This window comes from Micromonospora sp. LOL_023, assembly GCF_048060115.1.
Taxonomy (GTDB): domain Bacteria; phylum Actinomycetota; class Actinomycetes; order Mycobacteriales; family Micromonosporaceae; genus Micromonospora_E.
In genome coordinates, this window is the sequence record NZ_JBHMIM010000095.1 from 1 (window position 1) to 15,080 (window position 15,080).

Genomic DNA, 15,080 nt, shown 5'->3' on the forward strand with positions numbered 1-15,080 from the left:
CCGGCCAGCGACCATCCACATCTACCGGGTCCAGCCACCACCAAGATCAACTTAAGCTACGTGGCATTGGGTACCCACCCGGCTGAGCAGAAGGACGGCCTACTCAAACTCGGCGAGGGCATCGCCCGAGTGCTCGGCATTCTTGCTCTCAGCGAGATCGCCGCCCACGGCGAGATTGACGCTCACCTGCGTCGGTCGTTCCAGAAGGGTGCCACGTTCGGCACATGGACAACGGCCATCCAGAAGTTTGTCGAAAGTGTCAACGAGCCGAGCCTGCCCGACCTGGCCCGGCTTGCGGACCCAGACGGCGTGAGCGCCCTGCTAGAGAGGATCCGGGAACTCCGGAACGACACGCACCACTCGCATGGCATCCGTGCCGGCTTCGAGATTGAGAAGGATGTCCGGGCATTGGACCCTCACGTCGTCGCCGTGATCACCTCTGTCAACTGGCTGGCCGGCAACGCTTGGGACTGGGTAGAGCGCTGTGAGTACCTGGACGAGTCCTCCTACCGCATCGTCGGCCTGACGCTGCGGGGAAGTCACCCCGGCTGGGAGCCGTTCGACCGACCGAGTACCTATCCGCAGAGGCCCCAGCGCGTTTACGTGACCGGCGCGGGTGGAATCCCCATCACCCTCTGGCCGTTCGCGGAGGTCAGCATCTGTGAAACCTGTCAGACAAGGGAGCTCTTCCTTCTAGATCAGTGGCTGGAAGACACTCTGATCTTACGAAGCCTGGAGGAGCACGAAATCACGCTGACCTACTCCGGGCGGACGTAGCCCCAAACGAGCATTTCGGACGAAGCCCCAGCTCTGGTATCGCGGCTTGCGATCAAGTTGCAAGGTGCTGTACTTTGCGGACACCCTCGTCGTGGGAGCGTGATGTCAGACAGTACGCCCTATTCTCGCGAACATAGTGATGCTCGTCTCCTCGTCCCGAGCCAGAGAACACCCAAGGGCACCCCGCCTGTAGGGCCTTGGGCTGCGCCGTCTGAACTCATCGGCAGCGTGTCACCTATCCGTCTGGGACTGAGCGCCTTGGCCGGGGGAGATAGCAGATGCGCCATGCACCTTGCGGTGAAGTCGAGGCCAGGGCTCAAGCCCGCAGCTTGGCCGCGTCGAGATAAGCCTCCAGTGCCGGTGCGGCTGGTCATGGACGTATTGGACGCGGTGGAATTCGACCGCCGTCCGGTCGGTGAGGCGTTGAACTTGGTGCTGACAAGACAATTGATTCATGAAGGTCTCGCAGCTTTCATCAAGCATGCCGCACACCGCTACCTATCGATCCGCGAGGCAGAACCATCGATGTTGCCGGTTGCCCGTTGGTGGGTGGTCCAGCATATCGATCAAGGTGTCCGCGAGTTATGGGCTTGGGGTCGCCGCTACCGCTCGGCCGACGGTGCAATGCGTGAACTACGGCTAATTCGCATCGCGAACATGCTGGAGCGACGGCGCAGCGAGGCCGAGGTTGCGGTCGCGGCCTACACCGCCGCGTACGGCCGTCCGGCGTCGTGGCCGGATGAGTGGGACAAGAAGTTCTCAGTCCGGGCACGCGAAGAGGTGTCTCGCGTTGTGGTTGCTGAAATCGACCTAACCGAAGGCTTGAGAAACGTCCTGTTCGACGGATCCGTCGAGGATGCCGCCGCACTCTATGAAAAGGATGGACGTCGCGCAGCGATCCAGGTCCTTAACGGTCAGAAGCGCCGTCCAAGCAGCGATTGTCTAAAATGCCGCCTCGTGCTGGCTTGCGAGGAAGTAGCACGAGCGCCGGGGCTACTGGGATTGCGGGCACCCCGGCGTGCGACGCTACGCCAAGTGTCGATCAGCGACCTTCGCTACTACGCCAATTGCCCGGCCCAACATCACTTGCAGACCTTGCATCTGCCCAAGGCCAACGAGTACTCCACTCCGGCTCGCATCGGTCAGGCAGTCCATCGCTACCTGGAGACGCTGCATGCGATTGCAAACGGACCGTGTCAACCTTCGGACATGCCGGCTGAGACCAGCTGGCACGACTGGCAGTGGGGACTCGATGCTGACGCCGCCGAGGTCGGTCTGCGGATGCTCGCGCATCACCCGTCCGTGTGTCCCCTCCAGGAGCACGCCTCAGACCTCAAAATTGAAGAGACCTTCGTCTTTCATGACACTGCTGCCCAGGCGCTGGTGATCGCCAAACCCGACCTCGTCTATCGAGACGACGATGTCTGGGTATGGCGCGAGACCAAGACAACCCGACGACGCCCCAGCGGCGATGTCGTCGCAGAGTTCCCACAGGTTGCGCTCGCCACGGTTGTTCTCGGGCGTGGCCTGCTAGGCGGGCCCGTGGAAGGTTCCCGAGTCGAACTTGAGATCCTCCGGCCCACCGGCGCAGATCTCATCCTGTTCGATCCGTCAGACCCGCAGCAGCTGGATGAGGCGTACTCGGTGCTGCGGCAGATGGCCCAGCCATGGCGCGAGGATGACACCTTCGCTGCGGTGCCCGGCAAGAACTGTCGTACCTGTCCGGTACATAAGTGGTGTCCTAGCGCGGCGGAAACGGACCCGCCGCCGTCCTCCCAGGAGACCGCCAGTGGTGCCGACCCAGAACAGCCGGCCTGACCTGTCCACCTTCACCGGGGTGACGCTGCTGCGCATGGTTGCGACCGCCCTGGTCAACCTGTCGCGTCACGACAGGTCTCCCGATCCGATCTACTCAGACAAGGTGCAGAAGGCTTACAACCACTTGGTCCTGCAATGTTTGTTACGCGACATGGAGCCGCCGGCCAGCGTCGCAGACATGGCTCGCTGGGCGGCGACCAAGCCGATCGGACGTTGGCCGTTGGACCTCCCAGCGGAAGTCGAGAACCTGGATGAGTTCTTGGTAGACGCGCGGACCGGAGTTCCCACACAGCGGTGCTACGAGTGGGAGGTCTCCGGTCCTGATGCCGCAGCCGAGCTCTTCGAGAACGAGATCATCCGCACGGTCTTCGCGCAGTGCGAGGCGGCACGATCGCCGCAGTCTTACACCGCGTTCCGGTATCTTCTGATCGACAAGCCGGTTCTGACTGGTATCGACAAGGCGACGCTGATCGGTGAGCATCCTGAGCTGGGCATCGTTCTGGAGACGGTGAACCGGTGCTACGAGCCGGCTCCATCTGCCTATCGAGGTACCGACGGGCGCTTCGCTACGTGCGCGCGCTGTAACTGCCTGCTAAAACCCGATGGGCGGTCCTGGCGGTGCGAGCTGGATCGCTGTCGCCGCGAAGCCCACGCCACCCCGAAAGAGTTCATCGACGATCGCTCGACCAGTGGGCTGTATTTACTGCGAGCGCCGCTGCGTATGTTTATCACCGGCCCAGGGCTTGCCGAGGTCGAGCTGGAACAGAAGCTCATCGGCAGGGGCCTCGTCCCGGAGATGTGGCCGGGTTGCGACGCCTATGACCTGAGGATCACGCTACCGAATCGGCAGGTCTGGGCCATCGACGTGAAAGACCGGGCCAACCCGGCCCTGCTCGGGCACAGCGCCACCCGGTTCCGGCCGGAACCGCCGTACAACCGGGCCTTTTTGGTGGTGCCGCAGTACCGGTTCGACGACCGGGAGGACTACCAGATCGTCTTTGAGCATTTCTGCCCGCCAAAGGTTAAGGAGCAGGTGACCCTGCTCAGCGATAAGGCGTTTCTCCGCATGCTGACAACCACCTTGACCCGGCTGCGTAGGAACGGCTCTGCGGGAGGCGACGATGCGTGATCGCAGTAGCTGGCACGGCGACCTCGCCGGCGAATTCCGGGGCGCGTGGAGGTCGCCTGCCGGGTTCGGCATCGGTGACTTGCTCGACGTTGAGCTGGCCATCTACCTCGGCACCCAGGTCATGCCGACTCGGCCTGTGCGCGACGTCTGGACGCTGCTCAGCGGCTATCCCTATGAAGAGGCATTCGGCGATGTACGCACCAGAGAAGCGCGGCTGATGATCCGGCGGGCCCGGCATTTCCTGTGGGACCGCAGCCGCCGCTACACCTGGCACAACTCGCTGCATATGTATCTGGACATCGACATTGCGCTGCGCGGCTACACTTTCGAGACCATCGACAATCTACCCACAGCGCTCGAGCCCACGCGCGCGCACGACCGCAGGGACGTCTACGAACGGTTGCTGACCCAGCCGCCTCCTCTGGAGCGGCGCGAGCTGCCCATCGCCGGTGCCGGAGACCACTTGTTTTACGTCCGCGACCAGCGCCACTCCGTGAACATCCCCCCCGACCTGATCGGCCTCAAGCCCTGGATTAGGCATGACATCGGCGCGGTGCCGGCAGGCAAAGGCGAACCGATCACCGTCACCATGGCCGAACTGGAAGCCGCCGCCGATGCCATGGACGCGCTGGAGCTCGCCGCCAAGGCTGCGGATCTGGCGAAGAACCGCACGTCGGGCAAGTCCAACGATTGGAAGAAGCGTCTACGGCGGGTCGAGTTGCTGCTGCGCGACGAAGCAGCCGGGGCGTTCCAGACCCATCCCCGGCTGCGTATCGACAGGCTAATGAACCTGGTCGGCATGGTTGGCGCCGGCAAATCCACGATTCGCGACATTCTGGCTTTCCGACTCGCCACCCGCGAGCACCTGGCCGACCGACGCCGGACCACGATCGTCGTCGGTGACGTCGCCGAGGTGCTGACCATCACCGAACAGTTCCGCCGCCTCGGGGTGCACGCCGCGCCGATCCTGGGAAAGTCCACCCTCGAACGGAACATCCAGCGGTTGCACCGGCGCAGCGAGTCTGCGACACAAACCATGCTGAATCACGACAACCCCGGTTTCGCGCACCTGTCGAGCGCCTGCCCGCTCGACGCCCTACGGGGGTTTGAGGCACGCCGGGCGCTGGCAATTACTGCCGCGCCATGCACCGGCTTGTACAACGCTGACGATGTCGAGAAGGCCGAGATCGAGCACGATCCCGACCCCGCCAGCGCGGGGTTCCGGCGTCGCCGTAAGCCGGCCAGGCCGAAACGTCACGGATGCCCGTTATGGACTGCGTGCCCGCGGCACAGCGCGGCCCGCGACCTGGTTGACGCGCAGATCTGGGTCGCCACGCCGGCATCGCTGGTCCACAGTCGTGTGCCCGACCATCTCAACGACGAAAACATGCGCTACCTGGAGTTGGCCTGCCGTCGCAGCGACTTAATCATCGTCGATGAGGCAGACCGGGTACAGATGCAGCTCGACACCGCGTTCGCGCCGGCGGCGACGCTGGTGGCCCGTGGTTCGGAGTCGTGGCTCGACGAGGTCGGCAAGCACAAGCTCACCGAGCTGGCCGCGCAGGGTCGACTGCAGTTGTCGAGTGACGAGACCGACGATTGGAACAACGCACTCAACACGGTCATCACGGCTACCGACCGGATCTACTCTATGCTGATTAACGACGAGCCGTTGCGGCGATGGATCACGCAGGACTACTTCAGCGCGATGACCTTGCACCAGTGGCTGATCAATGAGTGGTTCCCCGAGCTGCGCAGGCGCAACCGCAACGATGATGAGCATGACATGGCCTCCGACGAGGACAAGCTTGCTTCCCAACGGGCCGAGCTCCAGCGTGTCGACACCGTTCTCGGTAGCTTCCGTGACTCGCCGCTGACCCCGTTGCGTGGACGTGGTCCCGAGGATACGGTCACGGACCTGGTCAACGCGCTCGTGGCGATGGCGACCGAGTTGCTGCACGCCCCCCGCGGGGTGTTCGTTCGCGAGTTCAGCCGTGAGCGACTCAAGAAATTGCTGCGCCAGCTGGTCCCGAACAATGCCTCCGTCGCCGGTGATCTTGACGCCAACCTGCACCGCTTCGAATTCACCCTCGTACTAGCAGTCCTGCACGATCGTCTTGACCGCATGACCATTCTGTGGCCTCGCGTCGAAGCTGCGCTCAACCTGGACTCGACCTCCAACGTGCTGTCGCGCCGCCCGCCTAAGGACTACATGCCGGTGGTCCCCGAATCTCCCATGGGCAACGTGCTGGGCTTTCAGTTCCAGGCTGGCGACCGCAACCAGGACGGCGACCAGAGCGGTGAGCTGCGGTTCTTCCGCTGCAATGGCGTCGGCCGCGAGCTGCTGCTGGAGCTGGCTGACATCCCTGCCGTAGACAAACGGCCCGGTCCGCATGTGCTGCTGATGTCGGCCACCAGCTGGGCCGGCACATCCAGCCGCTACCACCTGCACGCCCAGGTCGACGCCGTGCTGCGGCCCCACGAACACGAGGTCGTCGCCATCAAGAAGAGCATTTTCCGCAAGCTCTTCCTCTACCCACCCGGCGTCACCACCGCTCTGAGGCTGTCCGGCACCGACCCTCGACAGCGTCCCGCCCAGCTCGAGCAGATGCTGCACCAACTGGCCGTACCTGACCGTAGCCTGGCCGGTGCGACCTCGCTGCTGCAGCAGGAACTGGACGACATCGACGACCCGCAACGCCGCAGGATCCTGTTGCTGGTCGGCAGCTACGCCGAGGCACAACGTGCCGGGCACTACCTCAACAACCTGCCGGAGTGGACCGGCAACGTCACTGTCCTGGTATCCGACGACACCGACCTTGACCACTCCTGGAGCAACCTGCCCGCCGACACCAGCCAGCTGCACCTTCGCCGCGGCGAGCTGACCAAGTTTCCCGACATCGGCGGGCAGCTGCTGATCGCGCCGCTGCTGGCCGTCGAGCGCGGGCACAACATCGTGGTTCCTGGCGGTAAAGCCGCCATCGGCAGCGTGTATTTCCTCGCCCGTCCGCATCACCGCCCCGATGACATCACCCTGGCCACCCAGGCGATCAACGATTGGGCGGTTCGCCAAGTTCGAGGCCCAGGCCGCCGCTTTGCCCAGATCGCTCTGGCCGCTGGCAACCCGGACGACGCCGGACTGCGCTTCCGGGCCGAAGCCGCCCGCAAATGGCACCGCTTCCTCACCCGCCGCCTGTCCTGGACCAGCCTGCCTCCCGATGAGAAGTCGGCCTTCACCTGGGACCAGCTCGTGGTCATCTGGCAGGTCATCGGACGACTCGTGCGCGGTGGCGTCGCCGCCCGTGTCTACTTCGTAGACGGAGCCTTCTCACCCCGCGAGGCCGGCTTCACCGGAGACGACACCCCAGCGACCAGCCTGCTCGCCAGCATGCTGCACGAACTCGCTCCCTACTTCGACCCCGAGTCGGCACAAACGGCGATCGACCGATCGCTGGTTCAAGCCCTCTACGACCCGCTCTACCGCGCCCTGCGCGACATGAATTGACCGCCTCACGCTCGGACCGGCTCAGAAAGGCCCTCGATGCGCTACGACCGCACCCAGACTGCAGCCTTCGTGGCAGCACGCGAACTCAAAATCCCGCTGCACACGCTCACCTTCCCCGTCTCCTGGCGCCGCCCCATTCTCGACCTGTACACCGCAGGCTGGCGTGAGGAATCACGCGCGCGCGCCCAGCAGGTGCCAATCGGGCGTCTCAACGCACTGATGCGTACCGCAGCCCCCGATCTGGTCTCCACCGCGACCCGGGCCAACCTCGACGAAGGCAACCCCTGGCTATTCGCGGCGAAGCCGTTCCCTCCGGCGATCATGCGGACCTTCATCAACGCCTGGCTGTATGACCTGCCCACCACCGACGACGGTAAAGCGCTCGTCCTGCCGACGATCACCAAACTCGACTCCGGCATCCTGCAATGGACGCAGAAGACCGTCGACCTACTCGCCCACGAACTCTCCGGTGGCAACACCGCCGTGCCGCAGCCTCACCTGTTCACCTTGCTGCCTGACTACGCCGCAGCTAGAATCGCGGGCCAGTCCTACCAACACGGCAGCAAATCTATACGGTTCCGGCAAGTCGCGGCCAATCCCGCCAACGGCTACGCCGAACTCGTCTCCTGGCCGCCGCTGGAACACCACACCGGCAAAGGCAGCAACATCCGGACCTGGTATTACAGCGCCACGATCAAGATCGCGCTGCGTACAAAGGCGTTCGACCCCACCCTGCGACTGCACGTCGACACCGGCATCCGGCGTTGGACCAGCGGCGAGCTGAAAACCAAGGGCCGCTGGGGAGCCTCCACTCTTCTCCAGTCGACCAGCCCGTTCGTCACCGACGCACCGACATCGCAGAAGTTCGCAGTCGCCCACCTGGTCTGGGACCGCGATACCCGGGAGATGGGCTGGCGCAACGGCGGCACCGCACAGATCCTCAACCGGATCGGCGCACTAGACAACCTTCCGGCAGCCGAGCAGCTCGCCGGCAAGTCGGACGCCTGGCTCTTCGGCCGGGACGGCGTTACTGCCGCAGTCACCTACCACACCACCATGCGCGGCCCCGACCACCAGGTTGGCACCGGCATCATGCCAGCCGAACGCAGCCGCCTCATCCGCTGGATCGGTCAGTGCCTGCAGCCCGACTTCGATCTCGACCAGCCCCTGACCCGCGTGCTCATCGGCGGCAAGGCGAGCCGGAGTCTCACCAAGCTCGAAAGTGTCCCGAAGGACAAGAAGGACCAGACCGACGCCGAGCGCGCCCAGCTCGTCGAAAGGCAGGAAGCCGCCCACGCCGCGAACGATGAAATTTCGAAGGCGAACGCGCTCATCCGGCGCCAGCAACTGTCCGCCGCGGTGGACGGCAGGCTCTCCGTCGTCTTGCTCTACCAGGGCGACGGCAAGGGAATGCGTGACCGCCTGCTCGCTACCGTCGAACGACTACTCGATCTGCCCCATCAGCAACCCGCCAGCAACGGCACCTGGACGTGGGACGTCGGCGACCTCACCCTCACGATTCACGCCCGTCCTCTCGGCAGGCTCGGCGCAGCGCTCGGCGAGGGCTCCGTTCCCCGGCGTGGCCTGAAGCACGACGATGCCGTCGCCACGCGCCGGAAGCTGGTCGCTTCCGCCATGAACGATCTGGCCGAAGAAGTCGGTGACACCCTGCAACTCGCCCTCATCGAGCTCGACGGCGCGAAAGCCTTCAACGCACGCACCACCGACCCGAAATTTGCGATCCGCATGGGTTGTGCCGATGCCGACATGGTCAGCCAGTTCATCCGCCCCGACGAGTTCCCCGGCAAGGACTTCGACAAGGAAGAGGCTAGCAACCAGCACCGGGCCGAAGCAGCCTGGGACGACTGCCTACGTCAGCTCGGCATCCGTTTCGTCCCGCAACATCGTCTCAAGAGCGCCATCCCCGACGACCTCGAGCAGCTCGCATTCTGGGTCGTCAAAAGGCGCAACGACGACACCAACACCCATCAGATCTTCGTCCCTATCGCCATCCTGATCCGGCCCGGCCAAAAGCACATCATGGGCAAAGCTGAAGGCATGGCCGACTGGGTGCCCTACCCGACCCTGCTCAAGACCCTGGCCGGCACGAACTACCACGCCAGTCCTGCCAAGGAAGATGAACAGAAAGAGCGGCTCGCTGCCTTCATTCGAAGCACCCTAACGCGGTTCCGGAACACGCAGACCCTTATCCTAACTGAAGCCCACAACATCCGGTATCGCCTCGCTGCGGTACAGAATGCTCATGTGCTGCCCGACCAACTTCAGCTCGGCGAATTGCGACCTCAGAAGATCAGCCTTTTCGGCAAGAGAATGAGGCTGGTACGGATCTGCGGCAACGAACGCCTCGAAACCCCTGAATCATGGGCTTTCGAGGGCGACAGCATCGGCATCTCCGACGGGTTGTGGCGACACGACGACGGGAACGGGAACACCGGGCAGGCGCGCGTCTACTACAGCACGGTTGACAAGCCGGCTACCCACAGTTCCGTCGTCATCGACCTAGCCAAACTTACGCCTCATTACAAGGAGAACCCGGCGAAGGTCCGTACTCCCGCCCTCTTGGACGGAAATTCTGTAGGGGACGGAAGGGCGGAAGACGCGAGGAACTATCTCGACCCTTCTAAGAGCGCGTGGAACGCCGAACTGCTCGAGTTCGTCGTCGCCGCGTACCCCGAGGGCGAAGACCCTGCAACCTGGGCCGGGTTTCTGCACCAGCAACGCCACTGCTTTGACGACTACCGGTCGGCACTCAGCAGGCCCCTGATCATGCACGTCGCACGACTCGCCAACCAGTATGCTCTACCTGCCGAGGAAAACCTTGAAGACGATGAAGATAGAGTAGACGATCAACCAGAACCAGAAGGCGATATTCAACTTGCCTTCGACTTCGATCTCTGAACCCTGTCAGAACGAAAGGACAAATGGCTGGGTGCCCAGTCTGCTTGAGGCGCCCAGCCTGGTCTACATCAAGGTCGCTTGGCGTATCCATCGGGCCCGCGCACAGACGGCGACCGCGAGGTGAGCAGAGCCGCGGGATGGTGCCGGTCACGGACAGGCTCGCTGCGAGTGAGGCGGGTGAGCACCATCAGCCGCGTGCACGTCAAAAGCGCTGCCCTAACTCAGGAGGCGACGAGGTAGTGGCAAGCAGCCGGCCTTGCGTAGTCAGCGGCAGATCTCCACACGTGCATGACCACTCTGTCTCGGAAATGCGGCATCCTCTTCACCAAGTCAATTGGTGAGGTCGGCGAAGGGGGTCCAGCGTACGGTGTCGTCTTTGCCGCGAGCGGAGGTCAGACGGACGGCGAACTCGTTGGCGACGCCGGGTGTGCTGGCGAGCAGTGGTACGGCAGCGGCGATCATCTTGAGTTCGCGGGCTTCGCGGAGGGTCGGCCAAGGCGGGGTCGGTGGTGACGTCGTAGCCGTACGCCGAAGTGAGGGCTTGGTGTGCGCGCCGATCCGGTCATCAGGTGCCCACGCCTACCGCAGCTACAGTGCGGGAGAAGCCGGCGAAGGTGGACACGTGCTCATGGCGCTTCAGGTCCCGGCGCAGGTTGTGGATGCGGTCCAGGATGCGTGGCGAGCTGAGCTGCCGGGCTTGTTCGCTGACGCGGGCCAACTGGAGGGCTGCGTAAGTAGATCGCGGCACGAGTGCTGCACCGTGTGCCGGACAAGTCAGGCGTATCCGAACGCGGCCTCGGCGGATCGCCTATCAGATGGCTTGTCGACCCGATAGCATATAGATAATTACGCCGACAGCCCTTGGTTTCGGTTTCGTTCTAATATTCCGCCCTCGTTCAGGAGATCTTTTAGTCTTCCTCTGTACTCTGTGGTTGTCTCGACGGTCAAGGGAATCTCTTCGCCTTCTTTTTTGTCGATCACTCCAGCCTCGCGTAGTCGTCTCGCATCGGAAATGCCGATTCGGCCGTCTCCGTGTACGGATAGGTTACGTGCAACAGCGACCTCTACGACGCCAGCTTTGCCGCAGGCGAGCGCATTCCAATCTTTGCCTTGTGCCTTCAATAGCTTCTCGCCCCATACCTCAATTCCGCCGGCACTACGAGAGTCTCCGGGTGGGCTAAAGGATGCGAGCGCGGCAGTCTCGGCCAGCGTGTATGTCTGCGTTAGGACCGCGCTGCATAGGGCGCGAACGTCTGCCAGTGCCGACAGGTGGTCCGCCAGGTAGAACCTATAGCTTCCGCCTGTCAATGGTACGCGAGCCTTCGTCTGCTCTGGTTCCTTTAGGCTGAGCGACTCCAAGAGGATCCTTTCTCTGTTGAAAGCTATCTGTGCGCTATAGAAAAACCGAGTGATCCTTCTGTAATCAGTCCATACGCCGGCAATCTCTTCGGCGGTTAGTGTCACCGACTGCCTCCTGAGGGGCTGCGTTGGAGTGTGGATCATGCTCATGATGGGCCCTGCCGCAATGCCCTCACGTTGGGCGCGAAGGAGCAAGATGCTATCAGGGCTACTTAGCAAAATACACGCCGATGTGCTTGGCTTGCAAAAAGAACTGACCAATAGGACGGACCTCCTGGTTTGGTGCTATTAACGTAGAGTCGGACGGGGTGGCCAAAGGTGGCGGAGATGGTCGAATTTACTCAAGATGGCCATTTGGTTGGCTGCGCGGGCCCTGGGAGTCGGCGTTCATGCGCTGTCCCTTCCACTAAGCTAAGGGGAGGACACTGCGGCTGCCGGTGGGGACAACCGTAGGCTTCCTGCGGGAAGGTCAAGAGACCGTTGGCGGCCCGGCGGTGACTGTCTGTGATTGCTTCCAGCCGACAGGTTTGCCAAGTGAGGTCCTACCCCGCAGTGTGCTTGCCAAGGGCCGGTACGTTGCAGGGATGACCGACACGGCTATCTTGACGGCAGCCCTAACCGGTGTGGCAGCGATCAGCGGTGTCTTGGTCAGTGTGCTGGCCGACTGGCTGAAGGATCGACGACGGACTGCGCACGAGCGGATGCTGCGCGAAGAGGACAGGCGCGACGCTGCCAGCGACCGACGTCGTACGCTCGAGTTGGAGAATTTGATCTCCGCATACGATGGATTGTGGCTGCTGGCACGGGAAGCCGCAAAAGCCCATCATGCCGACATGCGTGCAGCGAAGCACACCGAGCACGGATACGGTGGGATGCTTCTGCCGGAGGGTACCGAAATCGATCTGAGTCAGACTAGCCAGGCGGTTAAGTCGATCCGGCTGATCCTGGACGACCGGGTTCGCCGACTCGCGCTCGATGCACACGAGGCCATTGGCGCGGTAGGCCTGCTCGGCGTTCGGGCGAGGATGTTCCAAGAAGGTCCCGTTAGCCTGGCCGACGGTGAAGTGGCGATGGCCGACGCCGTACGCAAGGTAGATGCCGCAATGGAGGCTGTCTCGGAGCTAATACGGAGGTTGATGGCACAGCGTTGACGCCGACGTACAGGCGGTCCCGCATCTTCGTGTAGCGAACTCTCCGAGTCTAGTCGTCTACCATTGGCGTCAGGGTCAGTGTGACAACGGCTTACAACAGGGCTGCGGGTGGCGTAACGAGTCGCGACACGGTTGCGGAGAGGTCGTCGATCCGTACCGGTTGCTCGATGTCGGGCGCGAGGACGATGGTTGGGTGTCGACTCCTGCGAACCAGGTTGTATGGCGGGTGATCTTAAGCGCTCGGTCGTGCAGGGCGTGGGATCGTGTGATGCGGATGACGAGGCCGGCTGAGGGGAGTGCGTACACGGCGTTGCTGGTCAGCCGCAGCAGGCCCAGGTGTCGCTGGCAGCGACGCCGAGTTGAGCGACGATCTGGTGCATCGCCGCTGTCTGCGCCCACTCGGTGAACCCCTCCGGCTGATCCGGCCATCAGCCGATCAACAAGACTTCGGTGTGCTTTGACGCGATGTACTGGTGGCCTTCCCTGCGCAGCTCGACCAAGTCGGCGGATTGGATGACTGCCGCGACTGGGCGGAGGCGCCGAAGGCTGGCAACTCGCCGGATGAGGGATTGCGCGTCGGCTGACGTGTTGTGGTAAGCGATGCTGACGTGCGGGACGAATCCGCCCGCCCTTTCGGGCAGGGCTGCAGAGCCGCGAACCTCGGTGATGGACTCGCGGATCAGGTCACGGAGCCTGCTGACCGGCTCCGGCGGACCGACACTGAAGCGGACGGCTCCGGGCGAGCCGGCAAGCGGGCCGATCTCGATCGGGATGGCGGGGAGATCGACGCAGCGTCTACGTACGTCGTTGACCACTGCTGCAGCCACTTCGGGTGAGACTTCGTCGGTGAAGGCGAGTCGCTGCATGGTGATGTGCAGGCTGGCCATCGGGACCAGGTCGAGGTGGGGTAGGTCGCGCAGTTGCTCTTGACAGTGGGTCGCCATGGCGGTGAGGGCTGGGACGTGGCCGAGCATCACAAGCCAGTGGTAGGAGCGCCGGCCTGGCGTCCACCCCGGTCGGTCCCAGTGGTTGACCATCCGTTGCACCTGTTGGAACTGCGTCCACTCCTGGTCGGCCCATGGACGATCTCGGTCGTGGGCCGGTGCTTCGGGCTGAGCGGTCATCGGATCCCCTGACCTGCGCTGAGCCACGTGTGCACCTCGTCGACGAACGACTCAGCGCAGGGATCGTCGAACTTCTCCCTAATCGTGGTGGCGAGGTCGCGGGTTCGCTGACGTATCGACTCGATCTGATTGTCCTGGCAGGCCCGCATGGCTTGACGGGCGACGTCGGTGGCCTGCTCGACGTCGGGTCGGTCCCCGCCCACCAGCGCGGTCGCCAGGTCAAGCCTGACCAGGGCCTGGCTCCACACGGAGGGTGACGTGTCGACGATCGTGACCGCGCGGCCGGCAAGGTCGAGAACCTGCTCGGTGCGTCCCAACGCCAGGTAGGCCGTCGCCGCGTTCGACGCCACCCGTGCCTCGCTGTAGAGGCCGAACGAGACACACGAACTCATGCCAGGCTCGGGTGACAGGTCCGAGAGCACCTCGTACGCGGTGCTGATCGCCTTTTCTGCCTCCTGCGTCTGGCCGAGCTTTGCGTGTGCGCGTGCCTCGCCGTTGACGGCGAGGCGTACCGCCTGTGCTCCGTGGCCGGCGAACCGGCGGCCATCCACGGCGTAGGCGAGCGCCTTGCGGTACTGCCCGTCGTAGAACTCGGCGAAGCTCTGCGTGCCCCGTACCCATGACTTCAGCTCCCGGTCTTCCGCGTAGTCGGCGAGCTGGAACGCCTCGATCCCGTAGGCCCGCGCCGAGCTGAACCGGCCGAGATTGACCGACATGTAGCTGAGCAGCCCGGAGAGCTGCCCGGCGATGGCGAGTAGCCGTGCGCCGTACCGAGGCTGCATCCGCAGCGGGATGAGGCTCTGCACCCAGCGCCGTTGCCGCACCACATCGGCGGCCAGCGTGAGCGGCCCTTCCTCCTCGTAGCGCGCGACGACATCCGAAACGTAGAGATCCAGAGTGTCCAGCAGAGCGTGGTTGACGCTCGCGTCGTTGTTCTCGCGAATCCGGGCCAGGATGACCGAGGGCTGCTCGACCAGCCCTTCGGCAGTACCGACGCTTCGGGCGGCGGGCACAACTCTCCTGTGGCCGGAGACGGCACTGCTCTCGGGTTCGGCAACAGCATCATCCTGCCGTACTGCCGTGCGAGGGTTGCGGAATCCGAGTTCGTCGTCGGTGTCGGCGTTGAGGGCGATGCGGAGGGCGGTGCGGTAGTCCTCGGCGGGGTAGCGGATCTTGCCGTTTTCGAGTTTGCCCAGGTAGTTGGCGGTGAAGGCGCTGTGGGCTGCTTGAGGGCCATTCAAAACCTGATCGACACCCGTAGAGGTGACGGTGGGTGATGTTCGTGGGTGGCCGGCACC

Annotated in this window: 10 protein-coding genes and 1 pseudogene; 6 read left to right on the top strand and 5 right to left on the bottom strand. The window is 63.7% G+C overall.

Annotation, left to right across the window (positions count from 1 at the left end):
- From ACFHVL_RS29615 to ACFHVL_RS29635, 5 genes are all read left to right on the top strand, one after another.
- The coding region (locus ACFHVL_RS29615; RefSeq protein ID WP_416631823.1) for a hypothetical protein at positions 1 to 777 on the top strand (777 nt) is incomplete at its 5' end.
- 372 nt (positions 778 to 1,149) lie between these two features.
- Positions 1,150 to 2,595, top strand: coding sequence for a PD-(D/E)XK nuclease family protein (locus ACFHVL_RS29620; RefSeq protein ID WP_416631824.1), 1,446 nt, complete (start codon positions 1,150 to 1,152; stop codon positions 2,593 to 2,595).
- Positions 2,567 to 3,724 (top strand): hypothetical protein, encoded by a 1,158-nt coding sequence (locus ACFHVL_RS29625; protein ID WP_416631826.1) that lies wholly within the window; start codon positions 2,567 to 2,569, stop codon positions 3,722 to 3,724. The genes ACFHVL_RS29620 and ACFHVL_RS29625 overlap by 29 nt, the downstream gene beginning before the upstream one ends.
- On the top strand, positions 3,717 to 7,229 hold the full coding sequence (locus tag ACFHVL_RS29630; protein ID WP_416631827.1) for a signal recognition particle: 3,513 nt from the start codon (positions 3,717 to 3,719) through the stop codon (positions 7,227 to 7,229). Before ACFHVL_RS29625 ends, ACFHVL_RS29630 begins: the two co-directional genes overlap by 8 nt.
- Before the next feature lie 36 nt (positions 7,230 to 7,265).
- Positions 7,266 to 10,148, top strand: a complete 2,883-nt coding sequence (locus ACFHVL_RS29635) for a pPIWI_RE module domain-containing protein (protein ID WP_416631828.1) — start codon at positions 7,266 to 7,268, stop codon at positions 10,146 to 10,148.
- A gap of 330 nt (positions 10,149 to 10,478) precedes the next feature.
- On the opposite strand, the pseudogene ACFHVL_RS29640 reads toward ACFHVL_RS29635, so the two are convergent.
- The 3 genes and pseudogenes from ACFHVL_RS29640 to ACFHVL_RS29650 form a co-directional block, all read right to left on the bottom strand.
- Positions 10,479 to 10,704 (bottom strand): annotated as a pseudogene (locus ACFHVL_RS29640) (aminoglycoside phosphotransferase); the annotation flags it as partial.
- 9 nt (positions 10,705 to 10,713) lie between these two features.
- Entirely contained in the window at positions 10,714 to 10,896 is a 183-nt protein-coding gene (locus tag ACFHVL_RS29645) for a hypothetical protein (protein ID WP_416631829.1), read from the bottom strand.
- Between the two features lie 98 nt (positions 10,897 to 10,994).
- On the bottom strand, positions 10,995 to 11,612 hold the full coding sequence (locus ACFHVL_RS29650) for a hypothetical protein (RefSeq protein ID WP_416631831.1): 618 nt from the start codon (positions 11,610 to 11,612) through the stop codon (positions 10,995 to 10,997).
- A gap of 479 nt (positions 11,613 to 12,091) precedes the next feature.
- Between ACFHVL_RS29650 and ACFHVL_RS29655 the strand changes: the two genes are divergently transcribed.
- A complete protein-coding gene (locus tag ACFHVL_RS29655) occupies positions 12,092 to 12,658 on the top strand; it encodes a hypothetical protein (protein WP_416631832.1) in 567 nt (188 codons plus the stop codon).
- A gap of 428 nt (positions 12,659 to 13,086) precedes the next feature.
- Here the strand turns inward: ACFHVL_RS29655 and ACFHVL_RS29660 are convergent, their stop codons facing one another.
- Positions 13,087 to 13,695, bottom strand: coding sequence for a 2'-5' RNA ligase family protein (locus ACFHVL_RS29660; protein ID WP_416631833.1), 609 nt, complete (start codon positions 13,693 to 13,695; stop codon positions 13,087 to 13,089).
- Positions 13,696 to 13,778: 83 nt separating this feature from the next.
- The coding region (locus ACFHVL_RS29665) for a hypothetical protein (protein WP_416631834.1) at positions 13,779 to 15,080 on the bottom strand (1,302 nt) is incomplete at its 5' end.